Origin of the sequence: Halalkalibaculum roseum (assembly GCF_011059145.1) — a bacterium.
Taxonomy (GTDB): Bacteria; Bacteroidota; Rhodothermia; order Balneolales; family Balneolaceae; genus Halalkalibaculum; species Halalkalibaculum roseum.
Map to the genome: position 1 here is coordinate 685,838 of NZ_JAALLT010000002.1, position 23,035 is coordinate 708,872.

The window sequence follows — 23,035 nt, forward strand, 5'->3', positions numbered from 1 at the left end:
TTCTAGTCTATGGCATTCGGGTCACATTGGGAGTGGAGAGGTTTTGGCGGAGTTGATGGAGTATTTGTGGATTGTTATAGTGCTCTCCCTATAGTTTCCGAGGTACATCGTCAGGTGGATCAATATATTTATGTACCTGGGCTTAAAACCAATCTTAAAATTCGAAATGGCGAAGAGAGTGGACTAAAATTTAAACAATTCAACAAAAATGAAGGAGAATTTGAGCTATGGAGTGAGTACGAAGACGAATTGTTTGACTTCCCTATTTCAACTAGTGCCCGGGATTTATTACAAAAGACTCTGAATGAATCGGAGTTGGGTCCAATTAAATCGATACCCTCGAAAGTTCATAGCAGCAAAGATACCTTGGCTTGGCTCAGAGAAATCGGTTGCCGGATCATTCAAGTTGAAAAGACAAGGGAAATCCGCAAATTAAACAGTAATAATGATTCAACGTTTGTTGAGTGGACTTGTATTTATGAACCACAGGCACTAAATAGTATTTCTTTAGAAAGTATGTCCTTCGAAGAAACTGATCAACAGAGCTCTCTGCATTCTCTGGAAAATGTACGAGCAGCATATCGTGATTTAGAGCTTCATCGCTTACCCCTGATTGTCAATAGTTATTTGGATGCTGTTGCAATCTGGTCGAAAAGCAATAAAATTTGAGCGCTTTTTTCCTTAGGTTACAGTTCCTTCTTTCGGACCATAATCCTTTAAAATTATAGATCCTTCATGAATAAATTACTTCAAGGTAAAGGTAAATCACGGTTTTGGATTGGAATAATACTGGTATTCGGATTTTTAATTGCTGCATTTTCCGACTGGATTATTGAATGGCTATGGCTGGGAAGTCTGGGCTATGAGCAGGTATTTTGGACAATAAAAGGAACACAATTTCTTCTTTTAGGAGGAGCTCTACTGGTCGCATTGTTATACATTCTGCCCAACATGCACTTTTTGGCCAATCAATCAAAGACGATTAACTTCAGCCAAAGTCCCTTGGGGCAGTTGAATTTAGAGCAATTCACCCATAAACAGTTTAAGACTATATTTTACTCTTTTGGTGTTTTATTCAGTCTCTTTTTCGCCTTTGCCTATTATATGCGTTGGGATTCCTATTTCCGATTCCACTGGAATGAGACTTTTGATAAAGTAGACCCCATATTTGGCCTGGACATTGGGTTCTACCTCTTCCGGCTTCCTTTTATTGAGACCATTCAAAATAGCCTTTCCATATTGGTTTTCTTTGTCACCCTGCTCATGCTGGTTTTTTACCTGTATTCAGGTTCATTAAGTCTGCAGGGATCATCTGGAATTAGTGCACGAGATTCAGTAAAGAAACATTTAAGTCTTAACCTGGGAGTCTGGCTGCTTCTGCTCTCCTGGGGATACTACCTGGAGCGATATAAGCTATTATATAATCCGAACGGTACGGTATTTGGAGCAGGTTATACCGATGTTCATGTAGTACTCCCTGTGCTCTGGATTATGGTAATATTCTGTCTGGTACTTTCTGTACTCGCGTTTATGCAATATTTTATATCCAACTTCAGATGGCTCATAATCGGAGGTGTTGCTACTGCAGCAGTGGGTATCATTGGTCAGGGATTACTTCCAACCGCAATTCAGAAATTTCAGGTAGAACCTAATGAGTTACAGCTGGAAACTCCCTTTCTGGAGCATAATATTTCACAGACGAGGGAAGCTTACAAGCTAAACAGAATCAATGAGCGTGAATATAATGCCCGTGACACTCTTACATGGGAGAAACTGGAAAATAATACCTCTACCCTTCAGAACATAAGGCTATGGGATCCTAGGCTTGTTATTCAAACCTACCGGCAACTGCAGGAAATTCGCCTTTATTATCAATTCTACAATGTAAGTCTGGATCGCTATCAAACTGAAGAAGGCTATATGCAGATGATGGTATCAGCCAGGGAGTTGTCCGAGGAGATGCCCGAGCAGGCAGATACCTGGGTAAACAGACATCTTCAATTTACACATGGTTATGGAATGGTAATGAGTCCGGTGGCTCAAATCGGAACACAGGGCGATCCTATCTTTACTATAAAAGACCTACCGCCTGTTTCTGAAATGGGTCTAAATGTTGACCAAGCCGGCATCTATTATGGGGATCATGATCCAAGCTATAAAATTGTAAATACCGATATTGAGGAATTGGATTACCCGAGAGGCGATCAGAATGTTTACAATAACTACGATGGTAATGGCGGTGTTTCCATTGATGGTTTCTTCTCCAAATTGCTTTTTGCATGGGAGTTTAGTGATATAAATATACTATTGACCGATTATATTCGCGAAGGTAGTAAGATTCAGTTTTGGAGAAGTATTCGTGAAAGAGTCAGGAGAACGGCCCCCTTCCTTCAGTTTCAGGATGACCCGTACATGATATTGGTAAACGGTGATTTAAAGTGGATTCAAGATGCATATACTACTTCCCCGCACTACCCCTACTCTGAACGTTATAATGGTCAACTAAACTACATTCGGAACTCCGTTAAAGTAGTTGTTGATGCCTATGACGGCACCGTGGATTTTTATGCCATTGATGAGGAAGATCCCATTCTGGACGTGTACATGGATATCTTTCCTGATATGTTCAAATCTTTGAATGAGATGCCGGAGGCTATAAAAGCACATATCAAGTATCCCCAAACATTGTTTGAAATACAGATGGATATTTATAATACCTACCATATGACGAATCCACAGGTATTTTATAACAACGAAGACTTGTGGGAGCGCCCGAATGAAAAATATGGCGGCCAGCAAATTAAAATGGAGCCATACTATGTGTTAAGCAAGCTTCCGGGTGATGATAATCTTCAATATATGCTTATCAGTCCCCTGACGCCCAATAACCGGGATAATATGATAGCGTGGATGACTGCAAAATCTGATTTTCCTCAATACGGTGAAGTGGAGGTCTTCAAACTGCCTAAAGAACGGCTCATTCTTGGTCCTGCCCAAATAGAGGCCAGAATAGACCAGGATACCGAAATATCACGACAGCTTGCTCTTTGGGATCAACGGGGTTCACGTGTGATTAGGGGTAACCTGATGATTATTCCTATTGAAGATTCCTTCATTTATGTAGAGCCCGTATTCCTGATTGCGGAGGGAGTAGATATACCCCAACTGCAAAGGGTAATTGTGACGGTTGGTGAAAAAGTTGTTATGGAGCCCACATTGGGACTTGCACTTGAATCACTGTTTGGCCAAAGACCGGAAGAACGAATTATGGCGGCTACCGAAACTGTAATTAGTCAAGATTCTTCGCAGGCCCAAGTTCAGGGGCCGGCTCAGACCCCGACAGGTCCCCAGTTGGAAGAGTTTAAAACCCTTTGGAGTGAAGCTCAACGGGCTTTAAGGGATGGAAATTGGCAGCTATTCGGTGAGAAGATGAAAGAAATTGAAGACCTTATGAATGAAGAATGACCTGAAATCAGAAATGTCAATTTCGGATGTTATTGGGGATACTGATGAAATCATGTCAATTATAACAACTCTGTGCAAAATACTTTGTTCATTTCCTTGAATGGCCTTTAATGAGTTTATCCCAGTTTAGGTAAATGAGGTGTAAAAGTGAGACCCTATAGATTAATCGGGTCTCACTTAATATTCTATTCTCAGAAATGAGTTATCACTCTATATGAATTCCGCAGCTGCACTGTACATGACCATGTGCATCTGATTGAGCATGCCAATCAAACTGACCGCTGTACCCTTCTAATTCCCACCAGAAAGGAAGACGTTCTTTTTCCCGGCTAGCCATTTCATTCATGGTTGCCGTATTATAAAATCGCCCGTTGACCATTGTATGAATTACGTTTTCCGTTTCCCGGATGTTTTCAAGAGGATTTCCATCCAATACAATGAGGTCTGCAAGCTTACCGGTTTCAATTGAGCCCAGTTCATGGTCCAGACCCAGGTATTTGGCCCCATTTATCGTAGCGACTTGTAAAGCTTCCATTTCTGTCATTCCCCCCTGCTCAAACATCCAGAGTTCCCAATGGGCGCCAAGACCTTGCAGTTGACCATGGGCTCCCAGATTTACATTTACGCCTTCTCGTAGCAAATCTTTAGCCATTGAAGCACTTGAGATGTGACCTATTTCATACTCTTCTTGTGGAATCATGGTGCGATGTCTGGAACGGGGATCAATTACTGATCTTGGGGTATATTTCAACAGGTGTTCCTTTTCCCACACTTTAGTATTCTGATACCAGTAATATTCACCACTTACACTTCCGTAATTCACTACCAGCGTCGGTGTATAACCTGTACTGCTGTTGCTCCATAGCGTCTTAACATCGTTATACACCGGAAATATAGGAATATTATGCTCAATGCCGGTATGACCGTCGAAAATCATACTCATATTATGCGTATAGGTAGAACCTCCTTCAGGCATCACCAACACCTCAAGTTCTTTTGCAGCTTTCATTACCTGCTGGCGTTGGTTCCTTCTAGGTTGATTATAGCTTTTTACAGAAAAGGCCCCGAAAGCTTTGGTACGCCTAATAGCTGACAAGGCATCTTCATAGTCGTTTATAACTGCTTTAAAATCTGCATCTGCCCCATAGAGAATTCTACCGGTTGAAAACAAACGAGGTCCTACTGTATTCCCAGCCTTAATCTTTTCAGCTTGAGAAAATACCATTTCTGTATTGGAAGATGGGTCATGAGCTGTAGTAACGCCATATGCAAGATTCGCAAAGTATTCCCATTGCTGCTGTGGATCCAATCCCTCGCGGAAATTGCCAATATGGGCATGAACATCTATAATGCCCGGCATTATTGTCTTGCCATCAAGATCTATAACCGTGGCCTCCGGGGGTATCTGACTTTCATCCATATCTCCAACAAACGAAATTCTATTTTCCCTGACCAAAATCAAGCCATCTTCAATTACCTCTCTTTGATCATTCATTGTGATTATATGTCCACCCTTTAAAGCTATGGTGCTATTAGGCTTATCTTGTTTCAGCTCAAGTCCGATTTCAATGCCTTCCCGGGTAGGTATTGGAAGTTCTTTTTCCGATTGTCCATCAAGAAAATCAAAAGCCTCGTTAAGTTTCACTGTATAATATCTGTCCCCTAGGGTCCAGCCGAGACTATTGCCGTCATCCAACCAGTGAAGATTTATACCGGCATCCTTGGCAACATGTGTGACCGGAATGGCCTTGGTATCTGCACTGAGTGCAATAGCTGTACCTGCTTCTGGCATTGGGGCCAGATACACTTTGAAGAGCTCGTTAAATGCGACCCATTTGTTATCGGGACTGACCACATAATTGTTTCCGTATTTGCTCGTGAAATGGGTTCGTTCATTATTCCCACTCAGATCAACGCTTTTGAAAGCATTATCCAGGTAAGAGCCTCCAAGGAAGTAGATCCTGTTTCCTTCTGCATTGAATATTGGATTTGTACCTTCTTCGATTATTTGCTTAGCTACTCCTCCGGCAGCCGGCATAGAATATATTCCGGGTTCAGTGGTATAAACATGGCCCTGATGGTTATTTCCATCTTCCTTGCGAAAAAGAATGGTGTTACCGTCCGGAGAGAATGAAGGATCCCGATAAATTGCTTTCTCTGTGGTAACAGTTTTAGGAGCGCTATTAGCGCTATTCATATCCAAAACTTTAATAGTCCCTTTCTCTAAATCACTCCAGGTGACATATACTAACTTATTGCCATCATGTGAAAAAGAGGGTTCATACTCATAAGCTTCTCCTTTAGTCAACCGGACAGGTGCACCATTCGGGAGTTCTTTTTTCCAAAGATAACCCACAGCATTAAATACCATATAATCTCCACCGGGAGCAGTTACAGCATGACGGATAGCTCTGGCTGTAAAGGTGTCCGGGGCCGGATCCTGTTTGAAATTTGCTGCAGCAGCAAGCTTATGGGTTACTTCAACTTCAAAAGGTATATATTCTGTCTCCTGCGTCTCAATATTCAATTTATTTATTTTACCATTTGACCAAAATACCAAGTGCTGATTACCCGGCATCCAATCGATATTTACATAAGGGCCAAATATTGCCCACGCTTCCTGCTGATCCTTGCTGAGATTTTCGAATACAGGCTTCTCAATCCCGGTGTCAAGGTTTCGTACATAAAGAACACTTTTGGTCCTTACGCGGCGAATAAAGGCCATCCTCGTACCGTCAGGTGATATGGTCGGACTAATTGCTCCACCCGGGCCTCCGGTGACTCGTTCAATCTTCCCGGTCTCCCTATCATAACGATTGATAGCATATATCTGGCTATTGGGATCCTTATTATATTGAAAGTACCCGCCGGGGTATACCGCCTGGCTGTAATATACATATCTGCCATCCGGTGAAATAAAAGGCTGTCCCAAATCCTGCTGCTCATTAGGCTTCTCTACCAGCTGTATCCCTGATCCGCCACTTTTATGATAAAGCCATAACTCTCCGGATCCCAGAGAGCGTGTTGAGCTAAAATGTTTCTTGGCTACAAAATAGTTGCCATCAGGAGACCAAAATGCATTATTAAGCAATCTGAAATCCTCTTTGGTTATTTGTCTTGCATCGGAACCATCACTATTCATGACCCAAATATTGTCACCGCCCCCCGCATCACTGGTGAAGAGTATGCTATTACCGTCGGGACTGAATCGGGGCTGTATTTCATAAGCCATCCCGCTTCTCAGAACCTTTGCCTTTCCGCCTTGTGCCGGCATGATGAAAATATCACCCAACATATCAAACACGATTTTACTACCATCGGGACTTACATCAATATTCATCCAGGTACCCTCGTCGGTTTTGAGGCCGAACTCTTTATAGGGTCCGCCCGGATCGCTTACGTCCCACTTTTCATCGCTCTCTTGTGCTTGGACATTGATAGATATAGCTAGGAGAAGTAATACCGATATTAACTTATTCATAAGGAAGATTAGTTAAATTGTTGATCGATCAGGCTAATCAGATAAACCATTGGGCAAAGATCGGCGAATGTTAAGGTTTTGTATACTTATTTGCGATTATTATCAAAAATAATACTTTGTGTTGTTGAAACTTTCCTTGTTCTTAAGGCGTTTAACACCCATATAATCAAATTACTAGAATGTTACACTATCAAACATATTATTTAGGTCCTGAGAAGGACTGGGTGGTTTTTGTTCACGGAGCAGGCGGGAGTTCTTCTATTTGGTTCAAGCAGATTAAAGCCTATAAAAAGCACTTCAATGTATTGCTTGTGGACCTCAGGGGTCATGGTAAGTCAAAAGACCTCATGCAGAAATATTATGAGGATCAATATACTTTTCAGCTAATCAGCAAAGACATTCTCAATGTACTTGATGAGGTTGGAATAGAAAAAGCACACTTCGTGGGAGTTTCCCTGGGTACCATCATAATTCGCACCATCGGTGAGATCGACCCCGACCGTGTAGAGTCAATGGTCATGAGCGGTGCCGTAATGCGCCTTAATATCCGATCGCGATTCCTGGTCTGGGTCGGACACCTATTCAAAAAGGTTGTACCATTTATGTGGCTCTACAAATTATTTGCCTGGATTATTTTACCAAGAAAACGTCATTCAGAATCAAGACTGCTGTTCATCCGTGAGGCCAAAAAGCTTTATCAAAAAGAATTTCTAAAATGGTTCAATATGACGAAAGATATCAACCCCCTATTGCGCTATTTCAGGGAAAAGGAACTTCCTATACCTACCCTATATGTCATGGGCTCTGAAGATTACCTGTTTCTGCCACCTGTCAGAAAGATTGTATCGGATCACAAGCAATCCGTTTTGCAAGTGATTGAAGAGTGTGGTCATGTATGTAATGTCGAACAACCCAATGTGTTTAACCGTCTCTCCATCCAATTTTTGAAGAACCAGTAGCTTTCTCTGGTTATTTACGATACCCTCCTCCAGTAACAGTAAACATGATGAAGTCCTAGCTTTCTATTTCTGATTAAATAGAATTCTTCTTTTCATTTTAAATACCACACAGATATATTCACTGTTTTATAAATAACTGTTATAAATATTTCTACTAAACACATATGCTCAATGAACCCTCATTTGTACCTCAGCAAACCGGTTGGATTGAGGTAGTCTGCGGCGGTATGTTTAGCGGCAAGACCGAAGAGTTGATTCGCAGGGCCAGAAGATCGCACATTGCGGGACAAAAAGTCATTATTGTAAAACCCGCGATTGATAATCGATACAGCGAGGATGAGATTGTATCTCACAATGAAAATGCCCTTCCCAGCATTGTGGTGGATACAGCAGATCAAATTATTTTACTGACCTCCGGAGCTAAAGTCGTTTGTATTGATGAAGCTCAATTTTTTGATGAGCGTGTGGTCGACGTAGCTAATACATTAGCCAATGACGGTAAGAGAGTTATATGTGCAGGTCTGGATATGGATTTTGAGGGACGCCCATTTGAACCAATGCCTAAATTATTGGCAATAGCGGAATATGTTACTAAGCTACATGCCATTTGCGCCGAGAGCGGTATGATGGCCCATTATTCCCAAAGAGTTATTGAAAGCACTGACAGGGTATTGGTCGGTGAAAATGAGGCCTATGAGCCCCGGGCACGGCATTGCTTCCGCCCACCTGTTGATAAGCGAAGAGGAAAACCTATTGAACAATTTCATCATCCCAAACTGGAAGAAGAATCTAAAGATACAGAGCTTTAATGGATATTATCCGCGGTTTAATTGGCATGGCAGCCATCATTGGGATAGCCTATGCCTTCAGTACAAATAAGAAGCGTATTAACTGGAGAATGGTGGCTACCGGACTGGGTATACAGTTTATACTTGCCGTTTTTATTCTTAAAGGAAGGGATATGGCTGAGTACTGGACTCCCCTCGGCTGGCCAAAAGCTTTTTTCAGTTGGGTATCCTCCTTTTTTGTCATTGTATTGGATTTTACAACCCAGGGAGCCGAATTTATCTTCGGCGACCTTGCAAAGAGTCCCGGTATGGAAGGTAGTATGGGGAACTTTTTTGCTTTCCAGGTACTGCCTACCATTGTCTTTTTTGCCTCACTTACCGCTATCCTCTACCATTATGGCATCCTTCAGCGAGTGGTTGAGTATATGGCCAAAGGGATGCAGAAACTTATGGGAACATCGGGTGCTGAATCCCTTTCTGTTATTTCAAATATTTTTGTCGGACAGACTGAAGCTCCGCTAGTAGTGGAACCCTACATTAAAAAGATGACCAGATCTGAGTTAATGGCTGTGATGACCGGCGGCATGGCTACCATAGCAGGCGGTGTTATGGCAGCATATGTGCAGATGTTGGGCAATGCTTATGCCCAGGCAAATGATGTAGCCCTGGATGTGGGTAGGTTATTGTTTGCCGAACAGCTTCTGGGAGCTAGTCTCATGGCGGCACCGGCAGCCTTGGTTATTGCCAAGATGTTTTTCCCGGAAATCGGTGAACCGGCTACTAAAGGCAATGTAAATATTGAAATTGAAAAAACGGATGCAAACGGTATTGATGCTGCAGCGAGCGGTGCCGGTACCGGATTAAAATTGGCAGCAAATGTCGGTGCTATGTTATTGGCATTCATTGCATTACTTGCCATGGGAAATTACTTTTTTCAATGGTTTGGCGGAATTACCGGAATCAATACCCTCATACCTGGAGGCGACCTGAGGATAGAAACTATTCTGGGTTGGATACTAGCCCCCATTGCCTATATAGTAGGAGTACCTTGGGCGGATGCAACAAGTATGGGCTCTCTCTTAGGTACCAAGGTGGTGTTAAATGAATTTGTGGCATATCTGCAGCTCTCGGATATGGTGAGCAGTAATATCATCTCACAGAAAACGATAACCATGGCCACTTTTGCCCTTTGTGGTTTTGCTAATTTTTCCTCTATAGCAATTCAGATCGGCGGTATTGGGGGATTGGCACCAAGTCGCAAGTCAGACCTAGCCCAATTGGGACTCAAAGCAGTCATTGCCGGAACCATGGCTAACTTGATGACTGCTACTATTGCAGGCATGTTATTCTAATTGTCGGCTGTTACGATCATTACGAGTAAATTTCTTACTTTAAGCAGTATTTAAATTTCCATTCGTAATTAAAATCTACATCCGGTGTTATTTTTCAGTCCGATTGTCGCTTATTCATGAACAACTCAAATGCAACATATTCTAACCTATTCATTGTCGTCTTGCTTGCAATATTTTTATTCTCTGCTTGCACGTCACCGCAAGACGGCGAAGAAATCAAAAGACTGGCCAGGGTTGGCAATGAGTACTTGACACTTGAGCATGCCAGAACCCAAATACCTGATTTTATGCTTCAGCAAGACAGCATCGGAGCATTACAGACGTATCGTGAAAGATGGATAGAGAATCGCCTGATGCTGCAGGAGGCAGAACGACTGCAACTGAGACAGGACGATGAGGTTCAGGCAAAAATACAGCATGCTCAGCAGGAAGTATTAACGCAGGCACTGAAAGATGCCGTAATCAGTGATTACGAAGAAGAACTGGTAGTAACCGATGAAGAAGCTCGAAATTACTACCAGGCTCACAAAGATCAATTTGTATTAAATGAACGTTTCGTACAGTTCCGCCACCTTATTGCCGAAGATATTGAATCGGCTCGAGCTGCCAAACGAGAGCTCATGCAGGCTGTTCCATGGCCTGAAGTGGCCAGGAAATATTCGATCAATGCAGAAGCAAAAATTACGGAATCGGAACAATTTTGGCCGATCTCCATGGCCGCTTCAGATATCGAGATTATGAATCGTTATTTAAATATTATCGGACAAAGTGAAATATCACCGATTCAAAGAGTGAACGGCAATTATCATTTTGTTCAGCTCATGGAGTCAAGAGCAGAAGGAGAACATCCTGACCTGGATTGGCTGATGGAACAAATTAAAGATTGGTTACTGTTGGATAAACGACGGAGACATTTCAGTTCATACGTAAAGAATCTTTATCTTAAAGCCCAATCGAATAATGAAGTGGATACCTTCAACGTTCTTCAAACAAATTATAATACACAACCCAACCGTACTGATACCCTTCAAAACACCGAAACTAATGAATAAGATTTACAGCCTATCATTTTTGCTGATTCTTTTACTTATAAGTTCAACTCCATTGCTCGCACAAATTCAATCGAGCGGTGAAACCTTAGATCAAATTGTTGCAGTAGTTAATGATCATGTAATACTGAAATCCGATGTCGACCAGCAAGTAACAGACTACATGATGCAGATGAGACAACAGAATAACCAGGCCCCTACTTTTAATGAAGGTATGTGGTACTCGGTCTTAAAACAGATGGTGGAGCGATACGTGTTGCTGGACAAAGCCAAAGAAGATTCGGTAATAGTGACCGATGAGCAGGTAAACCAAGCCATTGACAACAGAATCAACCAGTATGTAAGTCAAGTTGGTTCTGAGGCAGCCCTTGAACGCGAACTTGGGAAAAGCATAGTTCAGCTGCGAGCTGAATTGCGTGAAGATTACCGTACCGAGATGATTGTAAGCGAATACCGGAGAAATAGAATAGGCAATATAGACATAACACGTCCGGAGGTGAGAGAGTATTTTGAAAGAATACCACGCGACTCTCTCCCAACTATACCTGAGCGAGTAGCAGTTTCACAGATTGTAGCGACCCCTCCTCCCCTCGAGAACGCTCGCGAGGAAGCGCTGAATCTTGCAAGACAACTCAGAGACTCCCTGCTAAATCACGGTAAAACGCTTGAAGAACTTGCGCGCAGGCACAGTGACGGACCTTCTGCCCCCTCAGGAGGCAGGTTAGGGATGATTCCCATTAACGATTTGGTTCCCGAGTATTCAGCTGCTGCTTCTGCCCTTCAGCCGGGCGAAATCTCAAAAGTAGTTGAAACCTCTTTTGGTTTTCATGTAATACGATTGAACGAACGAAGGGGTGACCAAATTGATACCAACCATATTCTGATAAGCATAGATGAGGAGAGTTATGATGATCAGGCAGCCATCAGCAAACTTGAACAGTATCGTGACAGCGTACTGACAAACAATGAAGTGACCTTTGCCGAACTGGCCAGAAAACATTCCGAAGATCCAAATACAGCACCTCAAGGAGGAAGAATATTAAATCCACAGACCGGAGAGCGTCTGATTGCGCTAAGTCAACTTGATCCTGCCCTTTACCGTATTGTATTACTGCTTGAGGAGGAAGGTGATATCTCAGAACCAAAACAGTTCAATATTGGCAGCCAGAACAATTCCAAGAAAGCCTACCGTATTGTACGTCTTGATAGAAGCGTTCCTGAACATATTGCCAATCTGGACCAGGATTATGAGCGTATAAAAGAAGTGGCTTTACAGCAGAAACAGTATCGCATTCTGGCGGAGTGGATAAGTAACCTTAAGGATCAGGTCTATATTGAATATAAAATTCCTATCCCTCAAAATGTAGAACAATCATAACAGTGTAAAATATGAGCACCATACCTCAAGAACCTGTAGAGGCAGTTGACTTCTTTCAGGATTCGGTAAACAATATCAAAGGTGAAATTTCCAAAATGGTTGTTGGTCAAAAACAGATCATTGACCGCCTTCTCATCAGTTTGTTCTCACGCGGACATTGTGTGCTCATCGGTGTTCCGGGCCTGGCAAAAACCTTGCTTATAAGAACCGTAGCTCAAACTCTCAATCTGAGTTTCAGTCGCATCCAGTTCACTCCTGATTTGATGCCCGGTGATATTACGGGTACTGAAATAATTGAGGATGACCACCAAACGGGTAAGAAGGCGTTTAAATTTGTCAAGGGGCCTGTATTTGCCAATATCATATTGGCGGATGAAATAAATCGTACACCACCAAAGACACAGGCAGCGCTACTTGAAGCCATGCAGGAATATCATGTCACTGCTGCCGGGAACCAATACGATCTCGACTTACCCTTTTTTGTACTAGCCACTCAGAACCCAATTGAACAGGAAGGAACCTATCCCCTCCCGGAAGCACAGCTCGACCGATTCATGTTCAATCTCTGGCTCGACTACCCTAGCCTTGAAGAAGAGATGGATATTGTGAGCCAGACTACTTCCAGACAAAAAGTAAATGTCGAGGCGGTTCTTGATGCCAAGCAGATTTTGGAACTGCAGGAACTTGTCCGCGAGGTTCCGGTTCCTGAAAATGTACTAAACTATGCGGTTAAATTGGTGGGCATGACACGTCCCAAATCTGACATTGCACCTGATTTCATAAACAAATATATGAGTTGGGGAGCCGGACCGCGAGCATCCCAATTTCTGATATTGGGTGGGAAAGCACGGGCACTTATGAATGGCAGGTATAATGTGACCCAGGATGATATTAAAGAGTTGGCGAAACCCGTGTTACGGCATCGGTTGGTGAACAATTATGCAGCAGAGGCTGAAGGGTTGACGGCTGACAAGCTAATTGAAATGCTTATAGATCATAACAAATAGATAAGTTTTGCTGTGGATTTCATTTTTCAAGGCTTTCAATCGCATCTGCCAATCTGGCTATATCTGATTCTATTCTTTTTGACCACCGCACTCAGCTGGTGGTCGTATCGTGACCTGAGATCCACCTCACCTTTTGTTCGATATAGTTTAATTACACTCAGAAGTCTCGTTTTTTTGATACTTCTGACCTTGCTTGTTAATCCTTATTACAAAGCTGAACAAACTCGCTATGAAAAGCCGGAGATCATGGTGCTCTGGGATAACTCTGAAAGCGCAACCATTGAAAAAGGCAGCTATAATGGGCGTGAAACCTACCTGGATGTGATCCGCGAAATTGGTATTTCTGATACGACTCTTGCATCCTATCGCTTGTACTCTATGGGATCTGCAGTGGAGCCTTCATCACTCGACTCTCTGCCTTTAAACGACTCCAGAACCAATATTTACAATGGCATCGAAGCAATTAAAAACCAAGGTGATGATATTTCCGGAGCTATTATGATTACAGACGGGATTTTCAATCAGGGGCGTAATCCGGCTTTCGAAGCAGGAAATATTTCAGTACCGGTGATGACAGTGGCACTTGGCGATACGGTTGACCAGAAGGATCTGATTGTAGAAGAAGTAAGAACAAACGACACCGGATACCTGGAAACACTTCATCCCTTAGAGGCCAGAATAACCACCAACGGTTTTACCGGTAGAAATTTTCAGGTAGAACTAAGAAAAGGCTCTGAAATACTGCAACGTCAGAGCATTAGTCCGGCTAAAAACAGAACATCTCATACCCTTAATTTTGATATCAACCTGCAGGAAGAAGGTCTACAGCAATATGAGATAGTAATACCCTCCGTTGAAGGAGAATGGACAGCTACTAATAATATACAGCCCTTTGCTATTGATGTTTTGAACGACAAGCAGCGGATACTTTCCCTCGCTTTTGAGATTCACCCGGATGTTAAGGCCGTTCGTTCACTACTTCTTGAGGATGAAAATACACGGCTAATTCCGAGAACCTGGCTTGGTAGCGATAGATTTATAGAAGGTGACCTCGACTTTTCGGCAGATACTCTTGAACTGCTCATACTCCATGGCTATCCGGGCAGAGGTTTGCCGGCAGAGGTAGATACAAAAGTTGGCAACTTGCTGACTGAAGTGCCCACCATTATAATAGCTACACCTTTATCTGACTTCAGATCTTTGCAGGAGTCTAACCAAAACATTTTACCGGTTTCTCTGGGTAGGTATGCAAATGCACAAACTGTTCGTCTGTTGCCCGATGCTGAGCCGACCGATCATCCTATCATGGAATTACCTGAAATCTCCTATGACTTGTTACCCCCGTTAAAAGCACCAGTTCGAAGTATTGTCGACGCAACCCCTGGCAGTACAATTTTGTTTGTCAGTGAATTTCAGGGAGCAAACACCAATCAGCCTTTAATAACCATTAAAGAGCTTGGAAACAGTCGTCAGAGTCAATTGTCAGGCTACAATTGGCACCGCCTGGCCCAAAGCAGTAACCGAAGTATCAGGCAGTACTGGGAAAACCTATTTTATAATATTGTAAGCTGGACTGCTACCAAGCCGGATAACAGAAGACTCAAAGTACAACCGAGTCAAAAAGTATTTACAGGTACTGAACCGATTATTTTAAATGCATTTCTAACCAATGAAAGTGGGGAGAAAGTTACCGATGGTACTGTTGATGTTGAATTTGAAGGAGAAGGAATTGAAACCAGATTTTACTCGATGACCAATATTGGTGATGGACAATATCAGCTTACCATCAATGCTCTTCCAATGGGCATTTATCGCTACGAGGCTACTGCTAAGAAAGGAAACAGAATCATTGATACACAACAAGGTGAGTTATCGGTAAGCAACACCAATACAGAATTCGTGAATACGGAAAGAAATGATAATCTGCTTAAACAAATTTCTTCACGAACAGGTGGCTCCTATTTTACCTTCGCTGATTTGGCTGCTTTCAATGACTCCCTAAATGAAAAAGGAATGCTGAGCAGGGAAGAAAAAGTTGAAACCACTTTATTCTTCCCTTACCAACATTCCTTTTGGTTTATCCTGATAATCACTCTGCTAACTGCAGAATGGATTACCAGAAAATATTTTGCCTTATCCTAAGGTGCTAAATAAGGTACTACCCTTCTTCAGACATTACTTTACTGAAAACTAATTGTGCGGAACCGGTATTCAGGGTCAAGGTATTCTTTCCTCGAACCTGAAAAGATTGTGATCCGGAAACAGCATTCAGATAAGAATTAGACATGGAGTTTGAGCTACAGTTTACTTTTGTAGTTGAAACACCATTCATGCTTACAGAACCGCCTTCGCTTGCACTGTATTCACCGGTGAAATAATTACAATCGGCTTTACCGGCTACGGTTCCATCAGTATTGAAACTTACGGTATAATTTTCACTCATTTGAACCTGGCTACCGTCCATTGAAGTCAGTTGCCAGTCACCCTGAAGATCTGCCGGATTCGTGGACAACTGGTTTGCACCGGAACAGGCAACAAATGCTGTGATTGTGAACATTAATAATAAAATATTGGCAGCTTTTCTCATGATATTACGTATATATTTAATTGACGTTATTTGTTATGGTTACTTAGTTGGAATTTCCTGTAATCTAATTGATCCAGTTTGTGAATTTATTTTGGCTGAAATTCCTATTGGAAGCGTAAACATATTATCAATGTGTCCGATCATAGACCCATAATACGATGGTACCCCCAGTACTTGTATATGATCTTTTAAAACTTGTTCCAGACTTAAACTATTTTTATTTCCCTTTTCGCAATTTACACATGTACCAAATATAAACCCGCATAGCTTACTGAGGATTCCATTCAGCTTTAGCTGAGTCAACATCCTGTCTATTCTGTAAACTTCTTCTCCCACATCTTCAACAAACAATATGGCTCCTTCCCAGTTCGGAAGGTAATCAGATCCAAGCATGGATGTCAAAACTGTTAGGTTTCCTCCAATCAATCTACCTTCAGCTGTTCCAGGAGTTATCACATTGAAATCAATAGAAGTATCCGGCTTATTAAGATATTCGGACTTTTGTCCACTCATTAAGGTATCTTTAAAGCTTGAAACTGTGAATTCATTCCATTCCGATTTTCCTACCGGTCCGTGAAAGGTAATGAGTCCTGTTTTGGCATAAATAGAGATCAACAGTGAGGTAATGTCGCTAAAACCGATTAGAGCCTTGGGATTTTCTTTAATACTGTCAAAATCAACCAAATCCAGAATCCTGTTAGAACCCCACCCCCCACGAAATGGGATGATGGCATCGATATCAGGATCTCGGAACATTTCATTCAGATCAGATGCCCTTGCCTCATCGGGACCTGCCAGATTACCGTAGCTTTTTCTTGCATTTGGCCCTTCGACAACATGAAAACCGAGATTCGTTATAGTCTGTACAATTTCATCATATTTTTCACTTTCAGGCAGTATACTTCCGGGACTGATCAAACCAATGGTATCGCCCGGCATAATTCGTTTAGGCTTTACTAAAGAATTTGCAGAGCGCAGTGAATAATCGGAAGTCAGATTCAACGCAGTGGATACTCCACCCAAGCTCAACGCTTTTAAAAATGTCTTTCTACTCCAATTCATTGTTCCCTATGTCGCGGTTTGGTACAAGTGGTGATCGTTAATATAATTCATGACCTCTTCAGGCAACTCTTGTGCTACATCTTCTCCATCACTAAGCCGATCCCTTATTTCGCTTGAAGATATCCCAATTTCTTCATGTCCAATAAAGCGGGCATTGTTTTTCAGCTTTTCCGGCAAGTTACTGTCATCAGTATTGGGTCGCCTGGCAACCAAAAGTGTGCAGTTTTCTATGATTTCTTCCCAGTGATACCATTCTGTAAAATGGTTAAAGGAATCCTCGCCAATGCATAGATAAAGCTGCTCATCCGGGAATTCATTCCTGAAGTACATAACCGTATTCACCGTATAGGATGGCCTAGACAATTTATCCTCTATAGCCGATACCCATAAATTAGAGAGATCATTCAACGCTAAATTGAGCATATTGAGACGGTGATTGAAATCAGTGAGTTCCCTGTCAGTTTTATGTGGCGGATTGGGTGTCAATACAACGTAAAGCTTGTCTATATACCCAGAATCAAGATAAGACCGGCAAATGGCAATATGCCCGTTGTGAACCGGATCAAACGTACCGCCAAGCAAACCTATGCCCCGTTTGTCTGAAGACATCAGCGGCCGTCTTTGGAGGCTGTAACTGTTGAATCATCAGGTTCAGGTCCCATTTCAGCAAGTGCCACGCGTGCTTCGTCCACATAGTCTTCAGCTCTGCTGCGCAGATCACTTTCGGGAAAAAGCTGCAGGAATTTTTCATAGCTATCAACGGCCATGGTATAGCGTTCACGCTGTCGTGAAGTGACACTGTTATCGGCATAAATGACATAAGCATTAATTTCATTTACCAGCGCCCGTTCAGCCCATTCCGTTTCAGGGTAACGGTCGATAGTTAAGTCATAATAGATAATTGCAGCCTCGTACCTGTCGGTGCGCATGTAGAGATCAGCGGAACTGTAGAGCTTTCTGGCCAGTTTGGACCGCATTTCGGTAATATATTCAGCTGATTCCTGAACCCTTTCCGAATCGGGATAGCGACTGTTAAATAACTGAAATTTTTCGATGGCTGTGCGTGTATATTGCTGGGAAAGCTTAAATCGAGGACTCAGTTTGTAGTAGCAGTAAGCGTTTTTAAAATCTACTTCCTCTCTTCTAGGAGAATTAGGATACAAGGTTTGGAACCGCTCATATTCTGAAGCAGCCAATAGATACCGCTCGTCATTGAAATAAGATTCAGCCAGTAGAAACTGTGCGTCTTGTGCATATTCTGTTCCCCTTCCGATGCGTATCACCGTTTCAAAAGCCTGTACAGCATCCCCGTACTTCCCATTGTCAAAAAGATTGCTGGCTTTACCAAAAGCCTGAGGTAATGTGTCACCAGGCTTAATTAAATCTTTTCGTGCACAGGAAATCCCGACCAGCGCAATGATCAAGAGAACAAAACCTGACTTAATGTATTTCAATATATGAGTATTCATTCAATTTAAATTTCAGTATTCGCGATTAATTAGCTTGTTTAAATAATCAATAATATCATCTTTATAAATCGAGCTTTCAAAAACTTCCAGGTGCTCTAATGCATTTTCATAATGATGCTTTATCGTAGCCTTGGTTTTTTCGATCACACCCAGGCTTGTGTAGATGTCAATAATTTTATCTACATCCTCTTTTCCGGAGACCGGTTTTTGCAATACATTTTTTAGAATCTTTGTCTCTTCCTTGTTTCCACTCTCTAACGACAGAATAGACAAATATGTTTTCTTGCCTTCAATAATATCTCCGCCTTGCTTCTTCCCGAACTTCTCCGGGTCTGCGATTACATCCAATAGATCATCCTGAATTTGAAAAGCAGTGCCTATTTCGGTTCCAAACTCCTGGAGATTGCGAAGTTGTCGGTCATTACCGCTTGCCACTGCTCCCCCCATTTTAAATGAGGCACTGATCAGAGCAGCAGTTTTACCTCGTATCATTTTCAGATAATTCTGCATGGAAACCATTTCGGCTTCCTCAAATTCAAGATCATATGCCTGCCCTTCACAAACGTTACGTGCGCTTTCGAGAAAGATATCCATGATAAGAGCATACTGCCTTTTGGTAAACGAATCATCGTTACCGTAATACTGCAGCTGTTCAAATGCCCAGGCATACATGGCATCTCCTGAAAGAATGGCTGTTGAGGCGTCCCATTTTTTGAAGACACTGTCTTTACCCCTTCTTTTATCAGCGGCGTCCATGATATCATCATGAAGCAGGGTAAAATTATGAAGCAGTTCAATTGCCATCCCCGCAGGCAAAGCATTTTCAGGCTCTCCACCACATAAGCCACAACCAATCAGTGCAAAGTAGGGACGAATACGTTTCCCACCCAAAGAAAGGGTATAGCGAACCGGATCATATAGAGAGTGCGGACGCTCAGGAAACTCAAGCTCCCTTAGTTTTTTATGGATGAGCGATTTAAGCTCTTTTTGGCTTTCGGTGATATTCAAAATCTCTTTGCTGCTTTTCAGAAAGGCCAAATATAAGCATTTTACACAAAGATGTTATGACTAAGAATCCTTTAGATTGAGATGACTGATATCCAGATCAGAAACCTGTTCACAGCCTGTTAATACCATAGTAATTTTCAGTTGTTTGATCCACTGCAGATACAATTCTTCCAGCCCCTCCTGCCCTTTTTCAACAACTGCCTTGATAACGGGCTGGGCCGAAGCTGTAAAATCAGCCCCAAGACAGAGTGCTTTTGCCATATCAAGTCCGTTACGTATGCCCCCGGAGGCAATAATTTCAAAGTCATAGCTGCCTTTTAGCTGTACAACTTCTCGCAGACATCGCTCGGTGGGCACTCCCCAATCATTAAAAAGAGATTCGGGATTTGAATTTGAAGGCCTGGCATTTTCCACTTTTGACCAACTGGTGCCTCCTGCTCCTGAGATGTCAATCACAGAAACTCCGGCATTCAATAATTTATCGGCCGTTTCACTTGTAATACCTGCCCCAGTTTCCTTAACAATAACGGGTATAGTCGACCGATTTACCAATTTGTATATCCCATCCAGAATACCTTTAAAATTCCGGTCACCCTCAGGTTGCATCAACTCTTGTAGGGGATTCAGATGAACAATGATAGCATCGGCAGCTATGCAATTTACCATTGACTCATAATGGTCATCCGACAAACCTCCGATCAATTGTTGGCCTCCAATATTGGATGCGATATAGGCATCCGGAGCTTTTTCCCTGACTATAGAGAATGTCGCTATAGCATCCTGATTTTCCAGCATAATCCTCTGACTCCCTACACCAAACGGTAAGTCATGCTCCTGGCAAAAAGAAGCAATAATGGCATTCACCGCTCCTGCATCAGCGTAACCACCAGTCATGGATGAGATAAAAAGAGGAAATGAAAATTGCCGGCCCAGAAATTCAGCATGGGTATCAATTTCATCAAAGTTCACCTCCGGTAAGGCATTGTGACACATATAATACCGATCAAATCCGGTTTGCTGGGTGTAGGAAGTATCCCCGGAAATCGTCAGGTCAACATGATCCTTTTTTCGTTGTTTGATGGTCATAATTGCATGAATTATTTGGGGAGTTACGAATAATCATTTCCTGAAATCGTTTGCAAGATTCTTTAGTGACAGTCCCGTCACCCTGTAAACCGTCCATTCATCCATCGGCACAGCTCCAAGCTTTTCATAAAAACCAATTGCCGGCTCATTCCAATCGAGGACCGACCACTCCAGCCTGCCACAGTTTCTTTTCTCTGCCGTGTATGCCAAATATGTGAGCATCACTTTCCCATAACCATTACCACGCTGATCGGGTTTTACGAATAAATCTTCCAGGTAAATACCGGGCTTACCTAAGAAGGTAGAAAAGTTGTGAAAGAAAAGTGCAAAACCTACCGGCTCATTCTGATACTCACCAAAAATTACTTCGGCTTTAGGATTATCTCCAAAAAGATACTTCGCAAGGTTTTCTTCCGTAGCTTCAACCTCATGTTCCAGCTTTTCATAAGCAGCCAACTCTTTGATAAAACTCAGGACCAAACCTGTATCATTATCAGAAGCAAAGCGAATGGAAAATTCAGGTATTGAAGTACTGATATGCTCCTTCATTGTATTGTGATAACTAAGTGCTGATATTACCCACGATAACTGATTTAAATCATGTAGGATCCACCGTTAATGTGAAATGTGGCACCGGTCATATGCCTGACTTTTCCGGAGGCCAGAAATGCAACCAGCTCGCCAACCTCCTCAGGTGAGGTAATCTCGTCAAACGCCATCCCCTCCGTCAGATAGTCTTCACCGTACACTTCTATGGAATCCAAAGCCATATCCGTTTTAATAAATCCGGGAGCTATGGAATAAGCTGATATATTATGTTTGCCGAAGTCACGGGCAATGCTCTTGGTAAAGGCTACCATCCCGCCTTTGGAAGCGGCGTAGGCGGCGTATTCCTGAGTATCTCCCCGGTAAGCTGCTCTTGAAGAGACGTTGATCAGTATACCACCCTCATCGACCTTCCACCGTTTTAAGGCCCATTTTGAAAGTATTGCTGAAGCTCTCAAGTTAACCTGCATCGTTTTGTCCCAGCTATCCAGCCAAAAGTCATCCGATTTGTCGAAACCGCTCTCAATAAAAATTCCGGCATTATTTATAAGCACATTCGGTGCATGATCACGCTGAAAAATAGGCTCCAGTTTTTCTTTAATTGCTTCCGGATACTCAAGATCCACATGAAGTCCTTCAAATCTATCGCTGGATAGGAATTCAGGATCAAACTCGGAACTGCGTGCGGTACCGATTACACGTGCACCCTGAGATAACAATTTATCAGTAATGGATTTTCCGATCCCTCGTGAAGCTCCCGTAACGAGAGCATAGGTATTCTCATTCATGAAATAAGACCTAAATATTTGGGAATGTTTATTATGACCCGGTCATCCGTATGTTTGATCTTGTCACATTGAATGCCGGTTTACCTATATTGAATAAAAGGAAGAGCGGTGCAGGAAACAAAATTGCTTCCGGATTAGCTGCGGTAAACGGGTACATTGGAGCAAGCTTCACCATACATCAATTTCTTGACATAAGGAACAAGCTTCTTGGCAGCAAAAAGATAAACACTTTCGGGGACAGGTTTATCCTTACTGCTACAACCCTTTAAGATTACAAATTTATCTTTATAATCCTTCCAATTTACGTTTTCAAGTTTCCTGCGGTACAATTCGAAGAGAAAATCCTCTTTTGTCCCTTTGAATATATCTTTTGCATAAGAGGATGCGTGGCCCGCAATAAGCATATAAGCCCATTTTGAGATGATGGCGTCAGAAGAGCAATAAACTACTAAATACTTACCGGCGTACTGCTCCCAGTCATGATTTTCGAGACGGGCGCGAAACTCTTTTTCTTTCAGTATAAGACCTTCGTAAAGATAATCTTTGATATCAAACTCCAGGATGGGCGTGTCGTCAAAATATTTTTGAAGGTCCAGAGTGACCAGCTTATTCGACTGTTTTACCTTATTTACGATCTCACCTTGTTGTTCAGACATAGACTTCTATACTGAAAATGATTCTCCGCAAGAACAGGTTCTTGAAGCGTTGGGATTTTGAAAATGGAAACCCTCTCCTTCCAATCCCTCCGTATAATCCAGCTCCGTTCCGGATAAATACAGAAAGCTTCTCATATCAACGATTAACTTTATTCCGTTGTCTTCGAAGAGCTGGTCTTTATCCGATCCATCAGAATCATTATTATCAAAATCCAGTTCGTAGGTCAAGCCCGAACATCCTCCACTGACCACTCCTACCCGTAGTTCGGTATCATCAGGAAGATGTTTTTCATCCCTGATCTCTTTGATTCGTTGGGCAGCCCTGTCACTGATAGTTATGGACATGTATTATCT

The 23,035-nt window shown here is 42.4% G+C and carries 20 protein-coding genes; 9 read left to right on the top strand and 11 right to left on the bottom strand.

Going from position 1 to position 23,035, the window contains the following annotated elements; translation table 11 throughout:
• Positions 1 to 9: 9 nt before the first annotated feature.
• Both G3570_RS07220 and G3570_RS07225 read left to right on the top strand, forming a co-directional pair.
• A complete protein-coding gene (locus tag G3570_RS07220; RefSeq protein WP_165140735.1) occupies positions 10 to 669 on the top strand; it encodes a hypothetical protein in 660 nt (219 codons plus the stop codon).
• Positions 670 to 735: 66 nt separating this feature from the next.
• The gene (locus tag G3570_RS07225; RefSeq protein ID WP_165140737.1) at positions 736 to 3,465 is read left to right on the top strand and encodes a UPF0182 family membrane protein; all 2,730 of its coding nucleotides are present in this window, start codon (positions 736 to 738) and stop codon (positions 3,463 to 3,465) included.
• Between the two features lie 205 nt (positions 3,466 to 3,670).
• Here the strand turns inward: G3570_RS07225 and G3570_RS07230 are convergent, their stop codons facing one another.
• Complete coding sequence (locus G3570_RS07230; protein WP_165140739.1) at positions 3,671 to 6,946, bottom strand: amidohydrolase family protein; 3,276 nt, start codon at positions 6,944 to 6,946, stop codon at positions 3,671 to 3,673.
• A 179-nt stretch (positions 6,947 to 7,125) separates the two neighbouring features.
• Here G3570_RS07230 and G3570_RS07235 point away from each other — a divergent pair, with 179 nt between their 5' ends.
• From G3570_RS07235 to G3570_RS07265, 7 genes are all read left to right on the top strand, one after another.
• Positions 7,126 to 7,905 (top strand): alpha/beta fold hydrolase, encoded by a 780-nt coding sequence (locus G3570_RS07235; protein ID WP_165140741.1) that lies wholly within the window; start codon positions 7,126 to 7,128, stop codon positions 7,903 to 7,905.
• A gap of 164 nt (positions 7,906 to 8,069) precedes the next feature.
• Complete coding sequence (locus tag G3570_RS07240; protein ID WP_165140743.1) at positions 8,070 to 8,714, top strand: thymidine kinase; 645 nt, start codon at positions 8,070 to 8,072, stop codon at positions 8,712 to 8,714.
• Positions 8,714 to 10,045, top strand: coding sequence for a NupC/NupG family nucleoside CNT transporter (locus G3570_RS07245; RefSeq protein WP_165140745.1), 1,332 nt, complete (start codon positions 8,714 to 8,716; stop codon positions 10,043 to 10,045). The genes G3570_RS07240 and G3570_RS07245 overlap by 1 nt, the downstream gene beginning before the upstream one ends.
• Positions 10,046 to 10,161: 116 nt before the next feature.
• Positions 10,162 to 11,097, top strand: a complete 936-nt coding sequence (locus tag G3570_RS07250) for a peptidyl-prolyl cis-trans isomerase (protein ID WP_165140747.1) — start codon at positions 10,162 to 10,164, stop codon at positions 11,095 to 11,097.
• Positions 11,090 to 12,472, top strand: a complete 1,383-nt coding sequence (locus G3570_RS07255; RefSeq protein ID WP_165140749.1) for a peptidylprolyl isomerase — start codon at positions 11,090 to 11,092, stop codon at positions 12,470 to 12,472. The genes G3570_RS07250 and G3570_RS07255 overlap by 8 nt, the downstream gene beginning before the upstream one ends.
• A gap of 11 nt (positions 12,473 to 12,483) precedes the next feature.
• Positions 12,484 to 13,479, top strand: a complete 996-nt coding sequence (locus tag G3570_RS07260; protein WP_165140751.1) for an AAA family ATPase — start codon at positions 12,484 to 12,486, stop codon at positions 13,477 to 13,479.
• A 12-nt stretch (positions 13,480 to 13,491) separates the two neighbouring features.
• Positions 13,492 to 15,621: a hypothetical protein gene (locus G3570_RS07265; protein ID WP_165140753.1), complete on the top strand. Its 2,130-nt coding sequence runs from the start codon at positions 13,492 to 13,494 to the stop codon at positions 15,619 to 15,621.
• A gap of 16 nt (positions 15,622 to 15,637) precedes the next feature.
• Here the strand turns inward: G3570_RS07265 and G3570_RS07270 are convergent, their stop codons facing one another.
• From G3570_RS07270 to G3570_RS07315, 10 genes are all read right to left on the bottom strand, one after another.
• Positions 15,638 to 16,036, bottom strand: coding sequence for an META domain-containing protein (locus tag G3570_RS07270; protein WP_165140755.1), 399 nt, complete (start codon positions 16,034 to 16,036; stop codon positions 15,638 to 15,640).
• A gap of 69 nt (positions 16,037 to 16,105) precedes the next feature.
• On the bottom strand, positions 16,106 to 17,128 hold the full coding sequence (locus G3570_RS07275; RefSeq protein ID WP_165140757.1) for a S66 peptidase family protein: 1,023 nt from the start codon (positions 17,126 to 17,128) through the stop codon (positions 16,106 to 16,108).
• Between the two features lie 6 nt (positions 17,129 to 17,134).
• The gene (nadD, locus tag G3570_RS07280; protein WP_165140759.1) at positions 17,135 to 17,737 is read right to left on the bottom strand and encodes a nicotinate (nicotinamide) nucleotide adenylyltransferase; all 603 of its coding nucleotides are present in this window, start codon (positions 17,735 to 17,737) and stop codon (positions 17,135 to 17,137) included.
• A complete protein-coding gene (locus tag G3570_RS07285) occupies positions 17,737 to 18,597 on the bottom strand; it encodes an outer membrane protein assembly factor BamD (protein ID WP_165140761.1) in 861 nt (286 codons plus the stop codon). Before G3570_RS07285 ends, nadD begins: the two co-directional genes overlap by 1 nt.
• A gap of 12 nt (positions 18,598 to 18,609) precedes the next feature.
• On the bottom strand, positions 18,610 to 19,635 hold the full coding sequence (locus G3570_RS07290) for a polyprenyl synthetase family protein (RefSeq protein ID WP_249066775.1): 1,026 nt from the start codon (positions 19,633 to 19,635) through the stop codon (positions 18,610 to 18,612).
• A 30-nt stretch (positions 19,636 to 19,665) separates the two neighbouring features.
• Complete coding sequence (fni, locus tag G3570_RS07295; protein WP_249066777.1) at positions 19,666 to 20,691, bottom strand: type 2 isopentenyl-diphosphate Delta-isomerase; 1,026 nt, start codon at positions 20,689 to 20,691, stop codon at positions 19,666 to 19,668.
• 33 nt (positions 20,692 to 20,724) lie between these two features.
• Positions 20,725 to 21,240 carry a GNAT family N-acetyltransferase gene (locus G3570_RS07300; protein ID WP_165140763.1) on the bottom strand — a complete coding sequence of 172 codons (516 nt, stop codon included), beginning with the start codon at positions 21,238 to 21,240 and terminating at the stop codon, positions 20,725 to 20,727.
• 44 nt (positions 21,241 to 21,284) lie between these two features.
• Entirely contained in the window at positions 21,285 to 22,025 is a 741-nt protein-coding gene (locus G3570_RS07305) for an SDR family NAD(P)-dependent oxidoreductase (protein ID WP_165140765.1), read from the bottom strand.
• Between the two features lie 134 nt (positions 22,026 to 22,159).
• Positions 22,160 to 22,681, bottom strand: a complete 522-nt coding sequence (locus tag G3570_RS07310; protein ID WP_165140767.1) for a DUF2480 family protein — start codon at positions 22,679 to 22,681, stop codon at positions 22,160 to 22,162.
• A 6-nt stretch (positions 22,682 to 22,687) separates the two neighbouring features.
• Complete coding sequence (locus G3570_RS07315; RefSeq protein ID WP_165140769.1) at positions 22,688 to 23,026, bottom strand: HesB/IscA family protein; 339 nt, start codon at positions 23,024 to 23,026, stop codon at positions 22,688 to 22,690.
• Positions 23,027 to 23,035: the final 9 nt, after the last annotated feature.

Bases quoted from the DNA above. Each gene is read 5' to 3' on its own strand.
- G3570_RS07240 (WP_165140743.1), top strand. From the start codon at position 8,070: ATGCTCAATGAACCCTCATTTGTACCTCAGCAAACCGGTTGGATTGAG.
- G3570_RS07260 (WP_165140751.1), top strand. From the start codon at position 12,484: ATGAGCACCATACCTCAAGAACCTGTAGAGGCAGTTGACTTCTTTCAG.
- nadD (WP_165140759.1), bottom strand. From the start codon at position 17,737: ATGTCTTCAGACAAACGGGGCATAGGTTTGCTTGGCGGTACGTTTGAT.
- G3570_RS07230 (WP_165140739.1), bottom strand. From the start codon at position 6,946: ATGAATAAGTTAATATCGGTATTACTTCTCCTAGCTATATCTATCAAT.
- G3570_RS07235 (WP_165140741.1), top strand. From the start codon at position 7,126: ATGTTACACTATCAAACATATTATTTAGGTCCTGAGAAGGACTGGGTG.
- G3570_RS07220 (WP_165140735.1), top strand. From the start codon at position 10: ATGGCATTCGGGTCACATTGGGAGTGGAGAGGTTTTGGCGGAGTTGAT.
- fni (WP_249066777.1), bottom strand. From the start codon at position 20,691: ATGACCATCAAACAACGAAAAAAGGATCATGTTGACCTGACGATTTCC.
- G3570_RS07305 (WP_165140765.1), bottom strand. From the start codon at position 22,025: ATGAATGAGAATACCTATGCTCTCGTTACGGGAGCTTCACGAGGGATC.
- G3570_RS07285 (WP_165140761.1), bottom strand. From the start codon at position 18,597: ATGAATACTCATATATTGAAATACATTAAGTCAGGTTTTGTTCTCTTG.
- G3570_RS07300 (WP_165140763.1), bottom strand. From the start codon at position 21,240: ATGAAGGAGCATATCAGTACTTCAATACCTGAATTTTCCATTCGCTTT.
- G3570_RS07275 (WP_165140757.1), bottom strand. From the start codon at position 17,128: ATGAATTGGAGTAGAAAGACATTTTTAAAAGCGTTGAGCTTGGGTGGA.
- G3570_RS07250 (WP_165140747.1), top strand. From the start codon at position 10,162: ATGAACAACTCAAATGCAACATATTCTAACCTATTCATTGTCGTCTTG.
- G3570_RS07310 (WP_165140767.1), bottom strand. From the start codon at position 22,681: ATGTCTGAACAACAAGGTGAGATCGTAAATAAGGTAAAACAGTCGAAT.
- G3570_RS07270 (WP_165140755.1), bottom strand. From the start codon at position 16,036: ATGTTCACAATCACAGCATTTGTTGCCTGTTCCGGTGCAAACCAGTTG.
- G3570_RS07255 (WP_165140749.1), top strand. From the start codon at position 11,090: ATGAATAAGATTTACAGCCTATCATTTTTGCTGATTCTTTTACTTATA.
- G3570_RS07315 (WP_165140769.1), bottom strand. From the start codon at position 23,026: ATGTCCATAACTATCAGTGACAGGGCTGCCCAACGAATCAAAGAGATC.
- G3570_RS07225 (WP_165140737.1), top strand. From the start codon at position 736: ATGAATAAATTACTTCAAGGTAAAGGTAAATCACGGTTTTGGATTGGA.
- G3570_RS07245 (WP_165140745.1), top strand. From the start codon at position 8,714: ATGGATATTATCCGCGGTTTAATTGGCATGGCAGCCATCATTGGGATA.